The organism is Streptomyces sp. NPDC052079 (assembly GCF_040680275.1).
Classification (GTDB): domain Bacteria; phylum Actinomycetota; class Actinomycetes; order Streptomycetales; family Streptomycetaceae; genus Streptomyces.
Genome location: NZ_JBFAWL010000052.1, coordinates 1 through 2,029 on the forward strand (window position 1 = coordinate 1; position 2,029 = coordinate 2,029).

Below are 2,029 nucleotides of genomic sequence, written 5' to 3' on the forward strand. Positions count from 1 at the left end.
TGCGGCAACCCAGCAACCGGAACATCACGAGAGGTGTCGATCCACTCCCCCAACACCAAACCCCGCTCGGCATCCGAGAGCACCTCCACACCACCCACCCGCACACCCGGATCACCAGCCACGGCCTCCAACACCCGCACCAACCGCCCCGCCAACGCCTCCGCGGTCACCTCATCGAACAGATCCGTGCTGAACTCCAGCGCGCCGCGCATGCCGTCGGGGGTGCCGTCGGCCGCGCGCTGCTCGGAGAAGCGGAAGAGGAGGTCGAACTTGGCCGCGCCGAGGTCGACGGGTTCGGGCTCGACGGTGAGGCCGGGCAGGTTCCGGACCGCGTCGGCCGCGGCCTGCTGGTCGAGGTTGTTGAAGACGAAGCGCACCTGGAACAGCGGGTGCCGGGCGGCGAGGCGCGTCGGGTTGAGGACCTCCACCAGCCGCTCGAAGGGCACGTCCTGGTGGGCGTACGCCGCGAGGTCCGTCTCGCGGACCCGCGCGACCAGTTCACGGAAGGTGGGGTTGCCGGAGAGGTCGGTGCGCAGCACCAGCGTGTTGATGAAGAAGCCGACCAGGTCCTCCACCGCGTCGTCGGTGCGGCCCGCGATCGGCGTACCCAGGGGGATGTCCGTGCCCGCGCCCAGCCGCGACAGCAGGGTCGCCAGCGCTGCCTGCACGACCATGAAGGGGCTCGCCTGGCACTCGCGCGCCAGCTCCACGAGACGGGTGTGCAGGGTCGGCGTGATCTCGAACGGGATCGATCCGCCCTCGAAGGACGCGTTTTCGGGCCGGGGCCGGTCGACGGGCAGCTCCAGTTCCTCGGGGAGCCCGGCCAGCGCCTGCCTCCAGTAGTTCAGCTGCTGCGAGATCGGGCTGTCGGGGTCCTCGTCGGAACCCAGCACCTCGCGCTGCCACAGCGTGAAGTCCGCGTACTGAACCGGCAGTTCGGACCGCGCGGGAGCACCCGTCGTCGCGGACGTATAGGCCGCGGTGAGGTCCCGGGCGAACAGGGGCATGGACCAGCCGTCGCCCGCGATGTGGTGCACCAGCACCAACAGCACATGCTGCTCCGGCCCCAGTTCGAACAGCCACGCACGTACGGGGATTTCGGCGCCGAGGTCGAAGCCGTACTGGGCCGCCTTCTCCAGCGCGGCGGGCAGTCCGGCCTCGTCCGTGCGGACGACCTCCAGCACCGGTACGGCCTCCGCGGCCTCCAGTACGCGCTGGTAGGGGCCCTCGGCGTCCTCGCCGAAGACCGTGCGCAACGACTCGTGCCGCACCACCACATCGGCCAGCGCCGCACGCAGCGCGTCATGGTCCAGCTCACCGGTCAGCCGCAGCGACACCGGCATGTTGTACGTCGGGCTCGGACCCTCGAGCCGGTGCAGGAACCACAGTCCGCGCTGGGCGAAGGACAGCGGCAGACGCTCGGGGCGTACGGTCGCCCGGGTGACCGCCGTCCGGCCCTCGTTCGCGGTGTCGAGCGCTGCGGCCAGGGCGGCGACGGTGGGGGTGCTGAAGATCTGCCGCACGGGCAACTCGACGCCGAGTGCCGAACGGATGCGGCTCGCCAGTCGCGTGGCCAGCAGCGAGTGGCCGCCACGGTCGAAGAAGCTGTCGTCGACGCCCACCTCGGGCACGCCGAGCACTTCGGCGAACAGACCACACAGGATCTCCTCGCGCGGCGAACGTGGCGCCCTGGAACGAGACTTCACCTCGTACTCGGGCATGGGCAGTGCGCGGCGGTCGAGCTTGCCGTGCGCGGTCAGGGGCAGCGCGTCCAGGACGACGACCGCGGCCGGGACCATGTACTCCGGCAGTTCCTCTGCCAGGGCCGCCCGTACACCCACCACGTCGAGAGTCGCGTCGGCCTCCGGTACGGCGTAGCCGACGAGCCGCTTGTCACCGGGACGGTCCTCGCGGACGATGGCGGCGGCCTGGGCGATGTGCGGATGCCCGGCGAGCGCGGACTGCACCTCGCCCAGCTCGATCCGGTAGCCCCGCACCTTCACCTGATCATCCGCCCGGCCGACATACT

1 protein-coding gene is annotated in these 2,029 nt (G+C 70.9%); it reads right to left on the reverse strand.

What is annotated here, in order from left to right; genetic code table 11:
• A partial coding sequence (locus AB0L56_RS31480) for a condensation domain-containing protein (RefSeq protein WP_365429560.1) occupies positions 1-2,029 on the reverse strand: 2,029 nt, incomplete at both ends.